Annotated in this window: 13 protein-coding genes and 2 pseudogenes; 11 read left to right on the forward strand and 4 right to left on the reverse strand. The window is 43.4% G+C overall.

Annotation, left to right across the window (positions count from 1 at the left end):
- Positions 1-6: 6 nt before the first annotated feature.
- Positions 7-981: a ParM/StbA family protein gene (locus R7041_RS09030; protein ID WP_000497807.1), complete on the reverse strand. Its 975-nt coding sequence runs from the start codon at positions 979-981 to the stop codon at positions 7-9.
- A gap of 464 nt (positions 982-1,445) precedes the next feature.
- Here R7041_RS09030 and mobI point away from each other — a divergent pair, with 464 nt between their 5' ends.
- The gene (gene mobI / locus R7041_RS09035; protein ID WP_000348524.1) at positions 1,446-1,889 is read left to right on the forward strand and encodes a conjugative transfer protein MobI(A/C); all 444 of its coding nucleotides are present in this window, start codon (positions 1,446-1,448) and stop codon (positions 1,887-1,889) included.
- A 10-nt stretch (positions 1,890-1,899) separates the two neighbouring features.
- On the opposite strand, the gene umuC is transcribed toward mobI, so the two are convergent.
- Positions 1,900-3,072, reverse strand: a complete 1,173-nt coding sequence (gene umuC / locus R7041_RS09040; protein ID WP_001142610.1) for a translesion error-prone DNA polymerase V subunit UmuC — start codon at positions 3,070-3,072, stop codon at positions 1,900-1,902.
- Between the two features lie 283 nt (positions 3,073-3,355).
- Between umuC and R7041_RS09045 the strand changes: the two genes are divergently transcribed.
- Together R7041_RS09045 and R7041_RS09050 are read left to right on the forward strand one after the other, a co-directional pair.
- A complete protein-coding gene (locus R7041_RS09045; protein ID WP_000107352.1) occupies positions 3,356-3,949 on the forward strand; it encodes a Tn3 family transposase in 594 nt (197 codons plus the stop codon).
- Between the two features lie 113 nt (positions 3,950-4,062).
- Positions 4,063-5,376 (forward strand): annotated as a pseudogene (locus R7041_RS09050) (DUF4158 domain-containing protein); the annotation flags it as partial.
- A 678-nt stretch (positions 5,377-6,054) separates the two neighbouring features.
- Here the strand turns inward: R7041_RS09050 and R7041_RS09055 are convergent.
- Together R7041_RS09055 and umuD are read right to left on the reverse strand one after the other, a co-directional pair.
- Positions 6,055-6,288, reverse strand: a pseudogene (locus R7041_RS09055) (DNA polymerase V subunit UmuC); the annotation flags it as partial.
- 7 nt (positions 6,289-6,295) lie between these two features.
- Positions 6,296-6,745 (reverse strand): translesion error-prone DNA polymerase V autoproteolytic subunit, encoded by a 450-nt coding sequence (umuD, locus tag R7041_RS09060; RefSeq protein ID WP_000116661.1) that lies wholly within the window; start codon positions 6,743-6,745, stop codon positions 6,296-6,298.
- Here umuD and R7041_RS09065 point away from each other — a divergent pair.
- From R7041_RS09065 to R7041_RS09100, 8 genes are all read left to right on the forward strand, one after another.
- A complete protein-coding gene (locus tag R7041_RS09065) occupies positions 6,744-7,001 on the forward strand; it encodes a hypothetical protein (RefSeq protein ID WP_000182836.1) in 258 nt (85 codons plus the stop codon). The genes umuD and R7041_RS09065 overlap by 2 nt on opposite strands.
- A gap of 382 nt (positions 7,002-7,383) precedes the next feature.
- On the forward strand, positions 7,384-8,292 hold the full coding sequence (locus R7041_RS09070; RefSeq protein WP_318114917.1) for a 3'-5' exonuclease: 909 nt from the start codon (positions 7,384-7,386) through the stop codon (positions 8,290-8,292).
- A gap of 199 nt (positions 8,293-8,491) precedes the next feature.
- The gene (locus R7041_RS09075; protein WP_182029157.1) at positions 8,492-8,791 is read left to right on the forward strand and encodes a hypothetical protein; all 300 of its coding nucleotides are present in this window, start codon (positions 8,492-8,494) and stop codon (positions 8,789-8,791) included.
- A gap of 316 nt (positions 8,792-9,107) precedes the next feature.
- Positions 9,108-10,037, forward strand: coding sequence for a WYL domain-containing protein (locus tag R7041_RS09080; RefSeq protein WP_218359847.1), 930 nt, complete (start codon positions 9,108-9,110; stop codon positions 10,035-10,037).
- A complete protein-coding gene (locus tag R7041_RS09085) occupies positions 10,034-12,922 on the forward strand; it encodes an SNF2-related protein (protein ID WP_218359848.1) in 2,889 nt (962 codons plus the stop codon). Before R7041_RS09080 ends, R7041_RS09085 begins: the two co-directional genes overlap by 4 nt.
- A 17-nt stretch (positions 12,923-12,939) precedes the next feature.
- Positions 12,940-16,071, forward strand: a complete 3,132-nt coding sequence (locus R7041_RS09090; protein WP_218359849.1) for a site-specific DNA-methyltransferase — start codon at positions 12,940-12,942, stop codon at positions 16,069-16,071.
- A gap of 2 nt (positions 16,072-16,073) precedes the next feature.
- The gene (locus R7041_RS09095) at positions 16,074-16,265 is read left to right on the forward strand and encodes a hypothetical protein (RefSeq protein WP_318114916.1); all 192 of its coding nucleotides are present in this window, start codon (positions 16,074-16,076) and stop codon (positions 16,263-16,265) included.
- A gap of 3 nt (positions 16,266-16,268) precedes the next feature.
- A complete protein-coding gene (locus R7041_RS09100; RefSeq protein WP_318114915.1) occupies positions 16,269-19,463 on the forward strand; it encodes a DEAD/DEAH box helicase family protein in 3,195 nt (1,064 codons plus the stop codon).
- Positions 19,464-19,491: the final 28 nt, after the last annotated feature.

Consider the following 19,491-nt stretch of genomic DNA (forward strand, 5'->3'; position numbering starts at 1 on the left):
TCATGATCATGCCCCATAAAACCAGAAGCCTCGGACGTTCGCCAAAACAGACTGCTCAGGCACGATGATCTTGCTTCGTGAAAAAATCTCCTTGGCCGCTTCCTTATAAGCCAAGGCTCCACCTCCGGCGATCAATACCAAGTCCGCATTAATGCTTTCGTCACGCATGGATTGACGCATGGCTGTAAGAGCAACAGGCGCTACCTTTTTCATGGCAGCATTCAGATAAGGTGAAATATCGACTTTTTCTCCAAATAGCAGGACCTGTAAGTCGCCGGTTCTCATGGCTTTTTCAAGTCGATCCATTCCGACTTTGGCACCATGATCTTCCGAAATCAGCTTATCGATGGTTTCCAGTAGCACGGACATTGCCTGAAGACTGGTTCCTGATGAGCTGTAGCGAATTTCTCCGGCCTCAAGGGCAACCCAATCAACAGAAAAGAAGCCGGGATCAATGACGACGACACGACCTTCTTCAATCAAGCCCAGATCACCACCCGTTTGAACCAGATCCATATAGGCACCGGCAGGCTGTGGTAGTACTTTGACGTCATGAACGGTGATGCTGCGCTTAGGCGTCACTTGATGGACACCTTTTAAACGCTGCACAAGGTCAGACTTACGTTGTGGTTCATGAAACTGGGAAACCGGTAATCCAGTGACAACCAAATCGATGGATTCTGTTTCAGCCATTAACAAGGCGGCATGAAAAAGTGCCTTATAGGTTTTTGTGGTGGGATATTCCGGGTGAAGCTCTCGTTCCCAGCCTTGAAGGCGTCCAGCAGGAACACCAGCGGCCCAGCGCTCATTATCGACAGAGACATACAAACAAGTTTCATCATCGCCTCCACCGATACGCTCCGGCATACGATCCGCTGGACCGGCACCCGCAGGTAGAATAATGGTTTTCGGTTCACTACCTGATTGGCCAATTGCCAGCTTCAGGTTTGAGTAACCGATATCTACGCCTAGTACAAACATACTTATCTCCTGTGCACTCAAAGTGCTCTAACGGTTTTCAATCAACCGCGCTGTTCACGCTTGGGCATTTCCAAGTGCTCTGGCGGTTTACTCAAATGTCATTATCAGGATTCGGTGCACTGGCGGTGGGCAGAAAGGTGACAAATCCTTTCATCTATCTGCCTATTGCATTTTTGCAAAAGTATGAGAATAGGCTCTGTTTGGCGGCTGGTGACCTAGCCAAAAAAATTGAGACGCCAAACGTCGTTTGCATTCTGGCCTGAACTTGCCAAACGGTTTGTATCTTCATGGCGATACGTCTTTTTAGGTGTTTTTAAGTGAAATCAGCCTGTATCCCTTGTCGGGTATGGGATTGAGCGAGTCGATTTATATCGAGACGCCAAACAGTGATTGTGACGGCAGTTTTACGTTTGGCGTTTCGATCCAAAAGCCAAACGGATAGTGGTTTTGGCTTTAGGGGTTAATTGGATGGGGAAATTGGTTTGGTAGAAATCGTCAATGAACAATGGAAAGCAGATGTATCAGATTTACTTCAGCAAGAAACGGACAGGCTAAAAGCGCTGGCACGAGCTGAAGTTGATGACTTTTGGGTTACCCATTACAAGGTTCGAGAGAATGAGCCCTTTAAAGACTGGGGTCTGCTTGGTGTCCGTATCAGAGACTTTAAGTATGGCTTTGGCATAGAGTGGTATATCAACAGTTTTCACGGTCAACGAGGCAAACGCGTGGTCTTTAGCAAGGGGCTGCGTATCTCAAAGACGAAGCTGAGATACGCATTTTTAGACTGCCAAGGTTTGGCCAAAGAATGGGAGCTAGCGCTGGCCATGGAGAAAGAGGAATTCTTCAGTGATATTCGACGCCAGGTTGATAAGCTCAACATGCTGCGTCGCAGAGTGAATGCGTATTGAGTCAACTGCGCTACTTCACTCGCGGCAACTGGTCCCAGCGTGTTGTATAAGCGGGAGACAAATGCTCTCGCTTCATCGACCAATCTTTCTTGAGTCCTTGTCCAGCAAAGAAAACCTTTCCGGCACCGCTTTGGTTAATGGTGTCCAATACAGACATTAGCTGCTGGCTATTAGAGCGGGTCGATACGTCATCGAATAGTCCTGGTTGAAACATGCCAGGATCGTAAAAGTCAGACAGCATGACGCCCGCTTTGGCATAACGAAAACCATCCTTCCATATCCGCTTGAGTAAGTGATTGGCCAGCTCGATAAAGTCCCGCGTGTCGCAACTGGGGATTAGCAATTCACCCGATGCAGAGTTGCTGTACTGCGGCTCGTTGTCCTTAAAGGGGCTGGTACGTATGAACACGGTCAGCACTTTGGCTTGCTGCTGTTCTTTGCGAAGTTTCTCAGTGGCGCGGGTTGCGTATTCGCATACGGCTTCACTTAAAAATTCAAAGTGCGTCACTTTTACGCCAAATGAACGGCTACAGACGATTTGCTTCTTAGTTGGCGGGATCTCTTCAAGTTCAATGCACGACTCACCATTGAGCTCTCTGACGGTTCTTTCTAAAACCTCTGAAAACTGGTCTCTGATGGCTCTAGGAGAGGCATTGGCGAGATCTAAGGCTGTGGTGATACCCAACGCATTTAAACGCTTAGAAAGCCGTCTACCAACGCCCCAAACATCATCAACCGGGACTAATGCGAGCAATCGACGTTGCCGATCTGGATTGGTCAGGTCTACAACCCCCTGAGTAGCTGGATATTTTTTGGCGGCATGGTTAGCCAGTTTGGCGAGTGTTTTAGTCGGTGCAATGCCTACACAGACGGTGATCCCAATCCAGTGGCCTATGCGCTCTCGCACTTGTTGTCCGAACTCGACAAGAGATATGGCAGACTCAATACCGGTTAAATCCAAAAACGCTTCGTCAATAGAGTAAACCTCTACTCGTGGTGCCATCTCCTCCAAAGTGCGCATCACTCGACTGCTTAAATCTGCATACAGCGCGTACAGTTGGCTAAGAATTCCCGCTAAAAATAGACGAGTAAGTGAGCAACCATTCTGCCGCATGGGTTGCTGGCGTCTAACACCAGAAAAATCACCCAGCCCAACCCGCTGTCTATTTTTTAAGGTGGGCATTCATCTACATGTCTAATTTTTTACCAATTTGATCGCTAAGATGTACTAATTTGATTACCGAGGGAGACTGACGGACTAATTACTTAGGGGCTTAATCGTACAATCTCCACTCGACACCACACAACTCACTTCTGGACATTTCTGAGTTGCATTTTAGCTAATTTAGAAAAACATGAATTAGATAAAGTATGGAAATTTCAAATCAATATGAGGCGGACATGAAGAAATTGAAAAAAGTAGCTTAACTGGGTTGGTCAATTTTGGTTGACCACGTCATGTTCCGGTGAGTACGCAAGTCATTGGCGCTAACGAATATGAAGGTCACTTTGCTTTTGACTTACTCTATAACAACTCTTCAGATATACAGCCTAATACCTTATCGACCGATACGCATGGTACCAATAATGTTAACTTCGCTATATTAGATTTCTTTGGTTACACATTCGCCCCTCGATACGCGAAAATGAAAAAGGTGTTTTTTGAGCTATTTGAAGTGACTGAAGAGAACGGAGGCCGTATTCAATTAAAGAAAGATATTAATCATAAGCTAATTGCTGAAGAATGGGACAATATTCAGCATATTGTTTGTTCATTGAGTCGTAAAACCACCACTCAAAGCACAATCATTAGAAAGTTGAGTAACGGCAAGAGCCGAAGATTGTCAGCATTGCATGAGTACGACCGTTTAATTAAATCTATTTATGTTTTGGAGTATGTTGATAATTCAACGTTGCGTCATTACGTCCAGCAAGCCTTGAACAGAGGTGAAGCATACCATCAGTTAAAACGTGCTATTACTTCAGTTAATGGCAATAAATTTCGTGGGGGGAATGATTACCAAGTATCACAATGGGGTTCTAGGGATTTTCCCCTCTAAAAAGACTTAATCCTCTGTAGACCACACCAATAAATGGCTGCGGAGGTGGGTTACTACTTATAAGTGTGGCAAATTAGGTAAATATCGTACATTTAATACGGAACAGCCCTGATATGGCCATCAAAAACGAAATTACTATTCTCACGAGAGCAGAACAGGCAGATCTTTATTCCCCACCCATTTTTTCAATCGAAGAACAACGTCTGTACTTTTCTCTGAACGATGCGGAATTGGCAGTTTTTCGGTCAATTCGTCTCAGAGCTCATAGATGTTACTTTGTCGCGATTTTGGGATACTTCAAATCAAAGCCCGTCATCCTAGATATCGCTTACTCGCAGGTTTCTAAGGATTTAATGTTCATCAGTAAAGAGCTGCTTGGCGGCAAGGGGCTCAGACCATTCACTCCCTCACAAAAACAAAAAGATCGACTCTACGCAAAAGTATTAGACCTTGCTGGTTATCACAAATGGGACGAAAGTCAGCACTTCAATTCTCTTTTCGACCACCTTGTTCAGGTGGGCAATGCCTGGCTGGAGCCGCGTTACCTCTTTGATACTGCTATTGAATTCCTAACCAGTCACAGCATTGCTATCCCTAGGTACACCGTACTCCAGAGACTGATAAGCAGAGCGATGCAGCAGGTCAGAAAAGACCTGGCGCACCAACTTAATCAACTCACCAGTCCTGAACTTCACGTCTTTCTGGACAGCATAACAGCCATTGATGACGGACTAAGCCTGAACCAGCTCAGAGGCGGTGCAAAAAGTCTGACCGTACCTGAACTTAAAAAAGAGCTTGCCCTTTATCATCAGTTAGCGCCATGGCGCACGCAAATCAATGGCGTTATCGATGGGCTTAATCTGTCTCTTAAAAATCGACAACACTTCGGTGAGCTCATCAACTATTACGGTAGTAAACTCAAACGATTCAAACGCGCACAGCAGCATCTATGGTTGCTATGTCACCTGACAGAGCGGATACAACTGGCACTGGAACGGTTAACTGATGGGTTCATTTACCATATCCGCAAGCAACAAGAAGCTGCCAACACCTTTGCACAACAAGCAGTGTTCCTGTCCTGGCAGTCAGCCGCGGACAATGTCACGAAAGCGGCAGAGTTACTGCATCTGTTTGTGGATGAGAACATTGATGATAATCAACCCTTCTCAGTAGTCAGACAACAGGCATTGAAGGTCATGAATGACAGGGATATCCAGACCCTCTGCCTTTACCTGAAAAAACAGAAACGGACCGTGGAAGAGTACCAGTGGCAACATTACGATGAACAATGCAATCTCCTGGAGCAACTGTTAAGGCAGGTGTTCTTGTGCCTTGAATGTGAGGCCGGTAAAGGCTCAGAAGCCGTCGTCGCCCAACTTCAACAGATGCAGACGGAAATCGCATTCGGTGGACCACTGAAGAGGCTGTACTTGGAGAACCACCGACTTTTCCAGTTTCATCCTTGGTATAAAGGTTTTCCAATAAATAGTCTCGATATCTCACGATTGGACTTTCCTCTACCTTCTCGGTGCAGTCATATATTGTTAACGGAGGTTTTTCATCAACCAGAAGGCCAGTCCTTGGGTGTGTATGTTCGGGGATTTCCGTGCTCAACCACCGATAGAAGCTCAATAACGCAACTGCATGGGATTGAATCGTCTTATCGGAGGATATATCTGGATCTGCCAACAAAGAGTGAAGATATAGATTCACTGGCACCACATTGATACCATCGGGGTCTATTAAAATTGGAAGTTTATGAGCAAATGGTTTTGAGTTGTCCCTAACGTCATGGATGATCTCGCCACTGTCAGGGTGTGGCCTACTTATAAATGAGGGATATTTCTCCGTACTAATCCACATAAGACAATAGTCAAAGCCGAAGTCATCTGGAAACGACCTATTTTGTTCAATCACATTAACACCTAAATCATCCGTTATTCACACTGCTAAGCCTTCCCCCAGGGGGTTACGCGTTCATACATCTACTTTTTCAAGATATTTCTTAACCAATAGTAAAAATTGTAACCACCCCTCATCTCGACGTCTAATTTATACAACCTGAAACATTACAACATGTGATGTCTAAAGTATTTCCCAACTGTAAGCGCATAGTTAGAGGAGAATGCCAAAATGCCATGGCGCTGCATTTCGGCTTTGATCTGAAAGACGGGTACGCCCATTTTAATACCGAGTAACTTAGCTTCACGCGAGCGTGCAACCACGCAGCCGTCATTGTTGGACAGCACCACAACCGGCGTATCTTTTAAATCAGGACGAAACAGCTTCTCACAACTGGCGTAAAAGTTGTTGCAGTCCACCAAGGCAAATACAGGCATGGGACAGTCACGACTTACGGCGCATGTTTCGCACCACATTGGTGACCACACCAAATATCTCTAACTCTGCCCCTTCAGGAATATGAATGGGCTCATACGCCTGGTTTCTTGGGATCAGCTTGACGCACGGCCTTAGTTGAAGCTCCTTTACCGTGAGTTCTCCATGGATGCCAGCGATGACAATGTCACCGTGTTCTGCTTGAACAGAACGATCAACCACCAAAATATCATCTGGGTGAATCCCAGCATCAATCATTGAATCACCTTCAACACGCACAAAGAACGTTGCAGCCGGTCGCTTGATGCACAGCTCGTTGAGGTCGAGCGTTTGCTCAACATAATCCTGCGCTGGTGAGGGAAAACCAGCAGAAACACGTTCCATGAACAATGGAATACGAAGGCGCTTGGCTTTGATGAAGGCAAGTGCGCCGCTACGGCCTATCAGCGAGACACTCATGACGAACCTCGAAAAAATAGAATTAATACTGTTTGTTTATACAGTATCTGATGCTATGCTGATTTCTACAAGTAAAATTGTAGGTAAAACTGTAGTTGTTCGAGTAAGACGTTGTGTCGTGGGTGATTTCTTTTTTGTGTTGAAAAGCTTGATGTGGGGATTGCTCGCCCTCGTCAAAGCCTGCAAGGCTTGGACAATACTGCTTCTGCCTACTGCTCTTGTTTCTGTTACTGATCCTGTTACTGCTACTGGTTAACGCATGGGTCAAGTAACCGTCAAACAAGGCTTGTTGAACCCTTTGCAAAGGGTTTAAAAACAGTTAGTAAAATTCTGCTTCGTATTGAATTTACTGGCTTAAAGCGAAGTCAGGAGCATCATTAAAATGCTCAGTCGAACTCAGTTCAAGCCTTTTTCAACCGTTTGAAAAGGGGTTGGCTAAGCCATACCTAAAGGGTATCGGTAAGGGTTACCTAAAGGGTTTAGCTAAGGCTTTCTGAAAGGCTTAGCCAAAGCCTTCATACATGGGTCACCCAGTAGAAAGATCAAAAAAACGCTGAGGTATCCAAGGTGCATTTAGAGAAACCTGTGGCACAGTGAAATAACCCAAAGCGAACAATAGAATTGAAGAGGAACCATCAATGACAAGAGCCCCTGCGCCATTTCCGCTAGAGCGCCTCGCGGATATTCCAGAAAGACCAGAAGATTTTAGATTGCTGGAGCGTATTCCATTAACCCGTGAGCCGCAGTCCTGGCCACTTGAACTTTCTCCTATGGTCGGTGATGAACAGCCAATGGTGCTGCTCGATACAGAGACAACCGGACTGTCTGCCGATGATGAGTCCATTATTGAGCTTGGTATGGTTAAGGTGCTTTACAGCCCCTCTGCTCAGCGGATTGTGTCGATTGTTGATGTGATCAGCTTGTATGAAGATCCCGGCAAGCCAATCCCCGAGCTGATTACCGAGTTAACCGGCATCACCGATGAGATGGTGCAAGGCCAGCACATTGATGATTCACTGGTAGCGAGTTGGTTATCCGATGATCCGCTGGTGGTTGCGCATAATGCTCAGTTTGATCGTCCTTTCTTTGAAAAGCGGTTTGCTGCATTAGGCCATCTATCTTGGGCCTGTTCAGCTAGCGGCATAGATTGGAAAGCACTGGGCTTTGAAAGTCGGAAACTTGAGTACCTGCTGCTTCGCTTAGGTTGGTTCTATGAAGGACACCGAGCTGCAACCGATTGTTTGGCGATGGCCTGGTTGTTCCATTTGTTGCCCGAGTCCGTTGCAAACTTGTTGTCTGAAGCGGACAGGCGAACTGTGTTAGTTCGTGCGTTTGGTGCGCCGTTTGACGTAAAGGACTATTTAAAAGAGCGCGGTTACCGCTGGCATGACGGTGTTAAAGGTGCCAACAAACATTGGTGGCGTGAAATCAGCGAAGACGAGTTGCCGCAGGAACAAACTTACCTGGATGATTTGTATCATCGTGGCTCAGAACATGCTCACTATGACTACAAAGATGCCCGCAATCGATTTAAAGCTTTATCATAGCCCCTTGCATATTTGAAAACCTCTGGAAAATGGAAAGTGAACTTACGTTATACCCAAACTACTTGGTGTTGTAGCTAGGCGGCAAGTGAGCGAGTCCCCATGAGCATAGATCTTCTATGTGATTGGGGTGAGCGAATGCAGGTAACACCGCTGCGGCTGCAAGTAGGAAGGGTATATAACCAACAAGAGGAATCTTTCCATGTACCAAGACACCTACATTGAATACTGGGGCGAAATCTTCGTCTCTGCCCGCATCATTGAATTTGGCATCACGTTCGAGCGCTTTCTTAAAGATCCATGGAAGCACTTGATGTCCTGTGGCCAAGAGTCTGCACCAGACTCGATTGCTGAAGGGATGCTGCCATTGCTACCAGCTCAGGCAGAAGTTGCTAGGCGCATTCGGGAGAGTGAGCAACGAGCCCTGATGTCTACAGGGTCGGACAAAGGGGTATCTCATCGCGGTAACATCGTGGTGCCACTGGTTCGGGTAGCGCATTGATAGCGGCTATGATCGATGGACCAAACAAGGTCTTCACATTGATACCTGAGCGGCAATTGCAATCCAGATCAAAAAGTTGCCGCTTAGTCTTCCCTACAAAACAATTTGTGATAGGATGATACCTAATAAAATTAATTAGGTTGAAGCCTATTCAGTGTTTTATGTCCATCTGTCCAGCTTCAACCAGTAGAGATTGATTAGTCATTGTGGATGAAGAGCAGCATTGAGTGATGCTTTTCAATGTGATTACGTGATGTCTGACGGTACTTTATAAACAGAGTTTTAAGAAACTGGTTGAATTGGATAAACAAGACGCATGACAAATGATGGTCTGAAACAAACAGTAGTGGCGAAGCCAGATAGGCTTTCGCAGATAGCGCAGTTGCCACAAGCAACCAGGGATCGCATTGCCCACATCGATTTCACCTTATTGTTTAAGGGCGAAGCGGTGCGGGCGGATTTAGTCGATCGCTTCAGCATAGCCGCCGCACAAGCAACGAAAGACTTCACAATGTACCGAGAGCTTGCACCAGGCAACATTGAGTATGACCAAAAGCTCAAGTTGCATAAGCGTGGTCAAGCTTTTGAACCCTTGTTCGACTACGACGTTGTGAGAACGCTGGCGACGATTAGCCAAGGGTACGGCGATGGCTTTACTGGAAAGGTAAAACCACCTCTTGCGTGTGAAGCGCCTTATCACCTTAACAAGCCGAGCTTATCTATAGTAGCGAAAGTCACCGAGGCCATACACAAAGGCAAAGCCTTGCGTATCACCTATGTATCGTTATCGAGCGGTGAAACCACGCGTGAAATTGTGCCGCATACGCTGGTAGACAATGGCCTGCGTTGGCACGTTCGTGGTTATGACCGCAAGCATAATGAGTTCCGTGACTTTGTGCTTACCCGAATTAAAGCAGCGGTTGTGATTGAGGATTCGACTTTGTCTGAAACTGAGCTCGAAACCCAAGATCGGCAATGGAATCGCTTTGTAGAGCTTGAGTTAGTGCCGCACCCACGCATAGAGCACTGCGAAGCGATTGAACTGGATTATGGCATGGCGGGTGGCGTTCTAAAGGTTGAGATTAGAGCGGCAACTGCGGGGTACTTGCTTCGGCTTTGGAATGTTGACTGTTCATATAATCACTCATTAAAGCAACTTGAATATCAACTATGGCTGAAAAACAAACAAGCGTTATATGGAGTAGCAAACTTAGCTTTAGCGCCAAGTTATGAGGAAGATGAATGAACAATATTACGGAATATCATGCTAAGTATTTTGCGCACGAATTATCAATCCTGCATTCAAATAATGGGGTTGATAGGCTATCCCAGTCGCTATTTGACGCCAGTGTTGATCTGAACCCACACCAGATTGAAGCCGCACTTTTTGCCATTGAAAATCCGCTCAGCAAAGGTGTTGTACTTGCTGATGAAGTCGGTTTGGGTAAAACAATTGAAGCTGGATTAGTCCTTTGTCAATACTGGGCTGAACGTAAACGGAAGTTGTTAATCATCTGCCCTGCGTCATTGAGACGTCAGTGGGCCTGTGAATTGTTAGAAAAATTCAATCTGCCATCTCAAGTTATTGATGCAAAAACATTTAACCAGTTGCAAAGGGAAGGTATTTATAATCCTCTCAATAACAAGCAAATTGTCATCATGTCTTACCATTATGCGGCAAGATTAGAAGATAAACTTGTTGCTGAAATGTGGGATTTGGTCGTAATTGATGAAGCCCACAAGCTTAGGAATGCACATCGTGAAAGTAACAAAATGGGTCAAGCTCTCAAACGAGCTTTAGATGGCCGAAAGAAACTGTTACTGACTGCCACGCCATTACAAAATTCTTTAATGGAGCTTTATGGCATGTCTACATTAATTGACGAGCATGCTTTTGGCGATCAAAAAGCATTCCGAAAACAATTTATGCAGGCGGATAGCGACCCTTTGGAGTTGAAAGAACGTTTGTCTGGGTTTGTAAAGCGAACGCTGCGTAAAAACGTGCTTGAATACATTAAGTACACTGAGCGAAAGGCTATAACAATACCTTTTTACCCTAGTGAGCAAGAGCAAGATTTGTACGAACGCGTGCAATTATTGCTTGAACGAGAAGACAGCTATGCACTACCGAAGAGACATCGACATCTGACAGGATTGATCCTGAGAAAACTTTTGTCTTCAAGTACAAAGGCAGTGCTTAACAACTTGCAGATCCTTAAGTATCGATTGGAAAAGTTAGCGAGTGACGGGGAAGATGACAGTGCAATCGACATCGTCCAACAAATCATTACAGACGACGATTTGGAGGATGATTTTGTTGATGAACTTGATAGTACATCTGAAGCGCAAGAGAAAAAACCAATAGATTTTTCTGCTCTTCATGCTGAAATCTCAGAACTGGAAATCTTGATCAATAAAGCAGAGCAAATCGGGGTTGATACCAAATCAAAAGAGCTACTTGTTGGTTTAGAAAAAGGGTTTGTGCAACTCGCTGAAATGGGCGCTGCCAAAAAAGTCATCATCTTCACTGAGTCAATGCGTACCCAACAGTACTTAGCAGAATTTCTCGAAACCAATGGTTATGCCGATAAAGTCGTTACTTTTAGTGGCACTAACAACACGCCTCAAGCGAACAAGATTTATCAACAGTGGAAAGAGCAATATCAAGGGTCATCACGTGTTACAGGGTCAGCACAAATTGATAAGCGCTCTGCGCTGATAGACCATTTTAAAGAACATGCAGAAATTATGATTGCGACAGAGGCAGCGGCTGAAGGTGTTAACCTTCAGTTTTGCTCTCTGTTAATCAATTACGATTTGCCTTGGAACCCGCAACGTGTAGAACAGCGGATTGGCCGTTGTCACCGATATGGTCAAAAGTTTGATGTCGTTGTCGTTAACTTTCTCAATCAACGAAACCAGGCAGATCAGCGTGTACTCGAACTGCTAACAGAAAAGTTTAATCTATTTGATGGTGTGTTTGGCGCATCAGATAGCGTGTTAGGCAGCATTGAGAGTGGTGTAGACTTTGAAAAAAGAATTCAATCTATCTATGACTCGTGTCGCTCGTCTGATGAAATTGAAGCTGCATTCTCGTTGCTACAAAAAGAGCTAGAAGATGAAATTAGCGTCAAAATGCAAAGGACCCAAGAAAAGTTAGTTGAGCACTTTGATGAAGACATCCACGATATTCTAAAGATCAAACTCGACGAAGCGAGAGAACGCCTAGACAAAGTGGGACGGTGGTTTTGGGCTGTAACGCATCAACAATTAAAAGATTGCGCCAGTTTTGACCACGAAAATTATCGATTTACGCTACAGAAATCAGTCAAGCAGCTGCCAGTAGGTCAATATCAATTGCTGAGAAAAGCAGGTAGTGAAAACAGTGAGTTGCAAGTTCAAGATCAACATAGCCATGCTTACCGCATTAATCATCCACTTGGTGAATATGTAATTGATAATGCTAAATCGATAGAAACTAAACGAGCGCTGCTGTCGTTCGACTACACCAATCATGCAACAAAGATATCCGTTGCTGAAAAGTTAAAGGGCCAGTCAGGGTGGTTGACGTTGAGTGTTCTTGGCGTTGATGCATTCAACAGGCAAGAGTTTTTGCTTTTTACAGCTAAAACAGACAGTGGCCAACTTATTGATAATGATGCTTGTAAAAGGCTGTTTAATTTAGGGGCGAGTGTAGGCCGAAGTGAGAACGGCAACGAGCAAAATACCCTACCTTCTGAGCTTATTGAACTGAAAAAACGCCAAATTGACGCCAAGCTGGCTGAAGTTATGGACGAAAATAATGCATTGTTTGAAGTTGAAAGAGACAAATTAGAGAAGTGGGCTGAAGACAAAGTGTTCGCCGCAGAGGAAGCGCTGCGAGATACGAAGGCACAAATTAAGTCAGTAAAGAGAGAGTCTAGGCACGCGCTAACAGTTGAAGAGCAAAAGTTAAATCAAGAGAAGCTCAAGCAACTGGAACGACTACAAAAACGCCAGCGAATGGAGATATTTGATATTGAAGACGAAATTGCTGATAAGCGGGATGAACTAATCACGGCTTTAGAAGAGCGCATGAAGCAAAGAACTGAAGTGACAGAGTTGTTCACAATTCGTTGGCAAGTAATTTAATTTTATAAGAGAAGACTATGAGCAAGTACAACGAGCTAGTTAAAAAGCTAAAAGAGATTTTTCAGATTGACCGTCCAGAGTTGGACTTTGGCATTTACCGTATCCTCAATTCGCGTGCTGACGAGATAAATGACTACCTAGACAATAAGCTTAAAGCAAAAATACAAGCTGCATTGGCTGATGCAGGAAATGCGAATAAGGCTGATCTTGAGCAGCAACTCCAAGCTGTAATAAAAGCGACAACGGAAGCAGGGTTTGAGCCAGATCAAAGTCCAAAAGTTCAGGCGTTGAAAAAGCAAATAGCTGAGACAGCAACAGGTGCTAGCGAGCATGAAAATGCCGTATTCTCGCACCTGCTTACCTTTTTCTCACGCTACTACGATAACGGCGATTTTATCAGTAAGCGTCGCTACAAAGGTGATACTTATGCTATCCCTTATGCAGGTGAAGAAGTCATGCTGCATTGGGCCAATAAGGACCAGTATTACATTAAAAGCGGAGAGAACTTTGCCAACTATGCTTTCAAACTCGATGATGGTCGTAAGGTAAGCTTCAAACTGCTGTCGGCAGATACCGCCAAGGATAATCGTAAAGATAACGATGCTGACCGTCGCTTTGTCCTCATTGAACCCCATACTCGCACCAAATTTGACGAGGATGGAGAAGAGTTTGAACAGACTTATCAACCAGTTGAAGTCATAAAATCGACAGAAATTATTAACGGTGAATCAGTTGAAACCGAAGAATTAGTAATTCATTTCGAATACAAAGCGATGAAAAAAGGCACCAAGCAAGATGCCTTAGTGCAAGCCGCGATTGACACTATTTTATCAGATAGCCAAGTACAACAGTATTGGGCGGATCTTTCCAAACGAGCGCCAACCGAGAGCAACCCTAGCCGCACAGAGCTTGAACGCCATCTTACCACCTACACTCAGCGTAATACCGCAGATTACTTTATTCACAAAGATCTCGGCGGATTCTTGAGCAATGAGCTGGATTTTTACATCAAGAATGAAGTAATGAATCTAGATAATGTTCAAAATGCGGAAGTGTTTGCGAACATCGAAAAGCAATTGCGCATGATCCAGTGTTTACGAACTGTGGCGCAAGAATTAATTACTTTCTTGGCACAGTTAGAGAATTTTCAAAAGAAACTGTGGACGAAGAAGAAGTTTGTCTCGTCTTCGCATTACACCATCACACTAGACCTTCTAACGCCAGAGCTTAAGCAAGAAGCTGTAAATAATAAGCTGCAAATCGGGCGTTGGATTGATTTAGGATTTATCACTAGTGAGGTGGACATAAAGGATTACGATTTTCTTCCTGTGGACACTGAGTTGTTTACAATTGACTTTAAAGAAAGTGTGATAAATTTATTCGATGATATAGACTCTAAAGTTCAACACCTAATGATAAATGGTGATAACTATCATTCCTTACGACTAATAAAAAATAAATATGCTGGTAAAGTAGACTCAATTTATATAGACCCGCCATACAATACAAATGCATCTGAAATATTATATAAAAATGGGTTCAAACATAGTGCATGGAATTGCTTAATTGAGAATCGGGTGTCTGAGGGGTATCAATTATTAAGTGATACAGGAACTCAGGTGTTTACGATTGATGATTATGAGCTAGAAAATAGTTTATTGATTAATAATGAGATTTTTGGTTCTGAAAACCATCTCTCTACAGTACCTATTCGCAATAATCCTCAAGGTCGATCAACGGTTTCAGGTTTTTCAATTAACCATGAGTACGCAATTTTCCATAGAAAGACGGAGCAAGTGAAATCAGTCGGTCGTCTACCAAGAAGTGATTCGCAAAACCAACGGTACAATGAAACTGATGAGAATGGTTTAAAGTTCCTTTGGGAGAATTTTAGAAAAACAGGTACGGATTCAAGCCGAAAGGATAGACCAAAACAGTATTATCCTATTGTTGTCCAAAACGGACGTTTAGAGATCCCAAGTATGGTATGGAACGAGGCTAAGAATGAGTGGGATTATGACTTAGCAACGTCTGAATCTGCCGTAGTTGTTTTACCGAATGATTCAACTGGTACCGAAAGAGTTTGGAAATGGGGAATTGAGCGTGCGCGAAAAGAGCTTGCACACCTTAAGTATGAGAAAACTAAAGATCGGTATGAAATTTATAGACGTAATTATCTTAACGATGAAGGAAAATTGCCAGGGACTTGGTGGGATGATGCGTCATACGCTGCTGGTTCGCATGGAACCAATCTTCTGTCATCTATGTTTACTCGTGAAAGGTTATTTTTATTTCCAAAATCTTACAAGGCTGTTGTTGACTGTCTTAAAGTAGCCGGAGCAAATAGGCATAGCTTAGTTTTGGATTATTTTTCTGGTTCAGCAAGTACCGGTCACGCTGTTGTAGTAATGAATGATGAGGACGGTGGTACAAGAAGCTCTATTCTTGTTGAGCAAGGAGAGTATTTTGATTTGATCACAAAACCACGAATGCTCAAATGTTTATTTGCTTCTCAATGGAAAAATGGTCGCCCTCTTGTTACGAGAAACAAATCAAGCATTACTAAAGTTGTAAAAATAGAAAGCTATGAAGACACCTTAAACAACATTTCTTTGACTAAGAAGAATGCTGATTTATTTGAATTGATTTCTTCCGAGGCATCAGACGACTATTTATTAAAATATATGCTAGAAGAGGAAAGTAAAGGTTCATTGCTGAATACAGATAACTTCCGCAAACCATTCAACTATGAAATGAATATCGCCACTGACTCTGCTGGTGCAACAGAGCGTAAGCCGATTGACTTGGTAGAAACGTTTAATTTCCTGATTGGTTTACAAGTTAAGTCGATTGAATCGAATATCGAGCGTGGCTTTGTGCGTGTTGAAGGGACTTTACCAAGTGGTGAGCGTACACTTATTTTGTGGCGCGATTGCGACAAAATTGGTTATGAAAAACTTAATGATTACGCTAACCGCTTTGATCTGTATGCCAAAGAGCAGACTTTTGATGTGATTTACATTAATGGCGACCATAATTTGCCAACTGCATTTACGGTTGATGGTGACGACGGCGAAGTGTTACGTAGCTTAAAACTCCGTCAAATTGAGCCGGAATTCCTGAGCCTGATGTTTGCTGAGGAGATTTAAGCATGGCCCGTTCTCCACAAAAAGCTGCGTCTACTGGGAAAGCAGTTAAAAAACAAAGCAATAGTAAATTAAGCTTCCATAAACAACTGGTGCTTAATCGTTTTATGTTTCGCTTTTTCAAAGATGGGACTTTGCAAGGTTTAAAACTACGTTTAGGCGAAGACCGTTTTGAAGGCATTCATGAAGATGGATAAAGCTTGTTCTTCCATGAATTGAGTAACTATCTCTTTGAGGTCGATTTAATCGACCTTGATGAGCTGCGTCACTACGACTTGAACATTGTTAAGCATTGGCAACAGATCACGCAGCACCGTAACCGTAAAGAAGATACGGTACTGAATATGAAGTATTTCCAGTACTTGTCTCTCTTGTTTACAGAGATTTATCTCGACTGGCACTTCAATCGAAAACAAGAGCTGCTTAATGGGCTGAATCGCGAGCTTGAAGCTTACAATTTAGAAAACAGTAAAACAGCGAAAGACAGAGCCAATCAGTTTAGACAGTATATTTTGGATGATTTGAACAAGCTGGCATTTTGGAATGCTACGGGTTCAGGTAAGACGTTGTTATTACACGTTAATATTTTGCAGTATTTGCACTATTTTCAAAATGGTAATACCAGCCATTACCCTGACAAGATCATTCTGTTAACACCGGATGAGCGCTTGTCACAGCAGCATATGAATGAACTGTATGACTCAGGATTTTCTCATATTCAGTTGTTTGATAAGTCTAAGCCAACACCGTTCAGAGGCACGATTGAAGTTATTGATATCAATAAACTTGCAGATGAAATGGGTGACAAAACGGTAGCGGTTGAAGCTTTTGAAGGTAAAAACCTTGTGCTAATTGATGAAGGCCATAAAGGTACAGGTACTGCTGCTGGTGCTTGGATGCGTCGTCGTGACAAGTTGACCCGCGATGGTTTTGCCTTTGAGTATTCTGCCACCTTTGGTCAGGCTGTTTCCGACGGTAAAACGGTTGACTCAGTTGAAGCGGATATCAAAAAGAAGAAAGCTAAAATGCTGTTCGAAACGACAGCTTTAGGTAAGTTAACTGAAGAACAGTTAGCACAATTGGAATTAGATACAGAGGAGCAGCGTGACGCTCGCATTCAAGCAACACGCGAAGTGTATGGCAAATCAGTGCTATTTGATTACTCGTATAAATTTTTCTACGAGGACGGTTATGGAAAAGAGTCACTAATCCTTAACCTGAACCCAGCGCAAGATAAACAAGATGAGCGACGTTATGAGTACTTCACTGCGTGTTTGCTCAGCTTCTACCAACAGCAATATTTGTTCACTAAAAACAAAGACCAGTTAGCTGAGTTCAACATTGAAAAACCACTTTGGGTGTTTGTGGGAAACACTGTTGGCGGTGAAGATTCTGATATTCATGCTGTCTTACGCTTTCTAGCTTGGTTCTTGAATAATGAAGCACAAGCTAAAGCTTGGATAAAAGATCTGGTGGATAACAAAGCGCGGATTCTGGATACCAAAGATCGGAATATTTTTGAGAAGCGTTTTATAGCTTTGATGAATGGTCCTGAAGATATTTATGCCGATATTCTTGCCAAGTTATTCAACACAACTCATTCAGGCCAGCGTCTTCGAGTATTAAATCTGATAGGTAGTAAAGGTGAGTTGGCGCTTCAGGTTGGCGAAGCTGCGCCATTTGGTTTGATTAACATCGGCGATTCACCATCGCTTTACAAGATGTGTGAAGAGGACGCCACCTTTGATTATCAAAGGGATGATTTTGCTAGATCACTCTTTCATACCTTGAACGATAAAGACTCTAAACTGCATATCTTGATTGGTTCTCGTAAGTTTACCGAAGGCTGGAGTAGTTGGCGTGTATCTACTATGGGTCTTTTAAATATGGGTCGAGGTGAAGGTTCGCAGATCATTCAGCTGTTTGGCCGTGGTGTACGCTTAAAAGGTCGTGACTACTCGCTAAAACGCAGCACGCCGGGGCAACGGCCAAAAGGGATTCATTTAGATAAGCTTGAAACTTTGAATATTTTTGGTGTTCGTGCCGATTACATGGCGACGTTCAAGCAGTATCTCGAAGACGAGGGGATTACTCCTAGTGATGAAATATTAGAGCTGAATTTTGAAACGCGTCCTAACTTACCGGCAACCAAGTTGAAAACGCTAAAATTGAAAGATGGGTATAAAGATAATCAGAAATACGGCTTTAAGCGTGTTCATTATCCTGATCTATATCAAGTTCCTACTGAGTTCGAAGGGAAAATTAAACTTCCTCATGTGAAGTTAGACCTGTATCCAAAGCTTGAATCCATTGATACAAATAGAAAAGGCGACAACACGCCCGTCAATGTTCGATTTGAAGGTAAACTCGATTATAAAGTGGTTTCTGCATTCGACTTTGAGCGCTTATACCTTGCAGTTCAGGATTATAAATTGCAACGAGGTTGGTCGAACCTTCGTCTTGAAAAGCAACGGCTAATGGATTTCTGTTTAAGCAATAGTGGTTTTTCAAACAAGTGGTACACACTGCTTATTCCGAAATCAGAGCTAGACATCAAGCAATTTTCTGATGTTAAGAAGCAAGAAGATATTATGTTGCGCCTGTTGCTTGACTATACAGAGCGATTTTATAACGCGTTGAAAAATGCTTACGAAGGACAGTTCTATCAGGTAACGCAAGTCCAGGAAGACGATCCTGGCATGATCAAAATGTATCATTTTGAAATTGAGGAATCGGATGACGGCTTAGATTATGCTCAGCGATTAGAACAATTGCAGGATATCGTTGCTCAAGGGGATATTGGCAAAGCTAAAGAATGGAATGCCCCGGGAATGGTGGCAGTGACCTTTGACAAGCATTTGTACTATCCACTTCTCTCGATTGAAAAAAATGCTGACTTGCCCTTAAAAATGCGACCTATGGCATTTGATGCGCCAAGTGAAATTACTTTTATCCAAGATTTAGAGGCATTTATTGAAACACCAAAAGGTCAAGAGATTATTGGTGACAAAAGTCTCTATCTGTTGCGTAACGCTGATACTAAATCGAGAGGTTTAGGCTTTGCTACTGCGGGTAACTTCTATCCTGATTTCCTCCTATGGCTGGTGGATGATAAAACGGGTAAGCAGTGGCTTAGCCTTATTGATCCCAAAGGTATTCGAAACCTGAATTTAGATGACGCTAAGTTTGGACTGTATTCTGAAATTAAAGCATTAGAGCCGAAGCTCGCTGATAAAGACTTAAGCTTAAGTGCTTTCATCGTATCTGAAACGTTGCATTCGGATTTGATCAACGTATCTGAGCCAAAAGATAAACTTGAAGATCGTAATGTTTTATTTATGGAAGATACTGGACCGGTTTATTTAGAGAAGTTGTTTAGAAAAATGGTTGCTTAGCTTAGGCAGGCCTGAAGGGCTGAAAAGC

The organism is Vibrio sp. 1751 (assembly GCF_033339895.1).
Lineage (GTDB): Bacteria > Pseudomonadota > Gammaproteobacteria > Enterobacterales > Vibrionaceae > Vibrio > Vibrio alginolyticus.

What these genes read in the sequence shown, in the direction of transcription:
- R7041_RS09030 (WP_000497807.1), bottom strand. Translation starts at nt 981, where the DNA reads ATGTTTGTACTAGGCGTAGATATCGGTTACTCAAACCTGAAGCTGGCA.
- umuC (WP_001142610.1), bottom strand. Translation starts at nt 3,072, where the DNA reads ATGCCCACCTTAAAAAATAGACAGCGGGTTGGGCTGGGTGATTTTTCT.
- R7041_RS09065 (WP_000182836.1), top strand. Translation starts at nt 6,744, where the DNA reads ATGACGAACCTCGAAAAAATAGAATTAATACTGTTTGTTTATACAGTA.
- umuD (WP_000116661.1), bottom strand. Translation starts at nt 6,745, where the DNA reads ATGAGTGTCTCGCTGATAGGCCGTAGCGGCGCACTTGCCTTCATCAAA.
- R7041_RS09070 (WP_318114917.1), top strand. Translation starts at nt 7,384, where the DNA reads ATGACAAGAGCCCCTGCGCCATTTCCGCTAGAGCGCCTCGCGGATATT.
- R7041_RS09075 (WP_182029157.1), top strand. Translation starts at nt 8,492, where the DNA reads ATGTACCAAGACACCTACATTGAATACTGGGGCGAAATCTTCGTCTCT.
- R7041_RS09080 (WP_218359847.1), top strand. Translation starts at nt 9,108, where the DNA reads ATGACAAATGATGGTCTGAAACAAACAGTAGTGGCGAAGCCAGATAGG.
- R7041_RS09085 (WP_218359848.1), top strand. Translation starts at nt 10,034, where the DNA reads ATGAACAATATTACGGAATATCATGCTAAGTATTTTGCGCACGAATTA.
- R7041_RS09090 (WP_218359849.1), top strand. Translation starts at nt 12,940, where the DNA reads ATGAGCAAGTACAACGAGCTAGTTAAAAAGCTAAAAGAGATTTTTCAG.
- R7041_RS09095 (WP_318114916.1), top strand. Translation starts at nt 16,074, where the DNA reads ATGGCCCGTTCTCCACAAAAAGCTGCGTCTACTGGGAAAGCAGTTAAA.